The following is a 1,165-nucleotide window of genomic DNA, read 5'->3' as shown; positions in this document are numbered from 1 at the left end:
GGTGGGTGTGGCGGCGGGTGCGGTCGTGGCCTCGGCCGTACCGGTGCCCGGGGCCGCGCGGCGGTCGCTCGGGGTGCGGGCCGGTCTGGGCACGCTGGGCGGGACCCAGTCGCCGAGGACGGCGTTCATGCCGCGCAGCGGCGGGAGCCCGGCGGCGTCGCGGGCGGCGGTCTCGTCCTCGGGCAGCCGGCCCCACCAGAAGCGCTCGGTGAACCTCGTCCGGTTGGACTTGTTGCCGAGCACGGCGGCGACCAGCCCCCAGGCGGGGGCGCCGCCGAGCAGGGCGGAGGCGAGGTCGGAGAAGTGGTCGGGGCCGCCGTGCCAGTACTCGTCCAGGGCGTCGGCGCCGGGCAGTTCGGCGGTGATGTTCTCCACGGCGCCGTTGTTCGAGGAGGTCACCACGATCTCGCGGCCGGTGAGCCGCGGGTCGAGGGCGGAGACGAAGCGCGCGTGGACGCCCTGGCGGTCCTTGCCCCGCCAGGGGCGGCCGACGAGCGCCTCCTCGGGCCGCCGGTAGCCGGCCATCACGGCGGCGCGTTCGACCACGAGGGCGGCGACGAGGTCGCGCAGCATGGTGGTCTTGCCGGTGCCGGGCGGGCCGTTGACGGAGAACAGGCCGCCGGCGTCGGCGTCCGCGGTGGTGCGGGCGGCGAGCATGCGGTCGACCGCGAACTGCTGGCTGAGCGCGAGCGGGTACCGCGCCTTGGCGGGCCAGCGCCCGGCGGGGACGAGGGCCGGGTGGACGCCGTCGAGGACGGTGAGCCGGTCCTCGCGCAGATCGGTGCGGGCGCCGACCGGGATGTCCCGGCGGCCGGTCAGGTAGGCCTCCAGCGCCGGGCCGAGGCCGTCGTCTAGCGCGGCGCGGACCCGGGCCAGGTCGGGCGGCAGCAGGCTGTTGAGGAACGGCTGCGCGGCGGCGGGCTTGGCCTTCGGGTCGCGCGGGCGGTGGACCAGCCGGCTGCGGACCCGGATCACCCGCGGGTCCAGGTGCTCCTCGACGCCGCAGAGGTGGGCGATCTGGGCGGTCAGGGCGACCAGGTCGGCGAGCCCGACCGGGCGCGGGCCGGTGTCCCGCGCCACTTCGTCAGCGGGCGGCTCCGGCGGCACGGGCGCGGGCTCCCCCGCCGCGCTCTCCTCGTCCGGACGGCGGGCCGCCGACCAGTCG

1 protein-coding gene is annotated in these 1,165 nt (G+C 78.0%); it reads right to left on the bottom strand.

Annotated elements, in window-relative coordinates; genetic code table 11:
* A partial coding sequence (locus AE652_RS41775; protein WP_049661297.1) for a hypothetical protein occupies window positions 1-1,165 on the bottom strand: 1,165 nt, incomplete at both ends.

Origin of the sequence: Kitasatospora sp. MY 5-36 (assembly GCF_001182915.1) — a bacterium.
Classification (GTDB): domain Bacteria; phylum Actinomycetota; class Actinomycetes; order Streptomycetales; family Streptomycetaceae; genus Kitasatospora.
The sequence above is the reverse complement of the archived record's forward strand: the minus strand, read 5'-3'. Positions and strand labels throughout refer to the sequence as shown.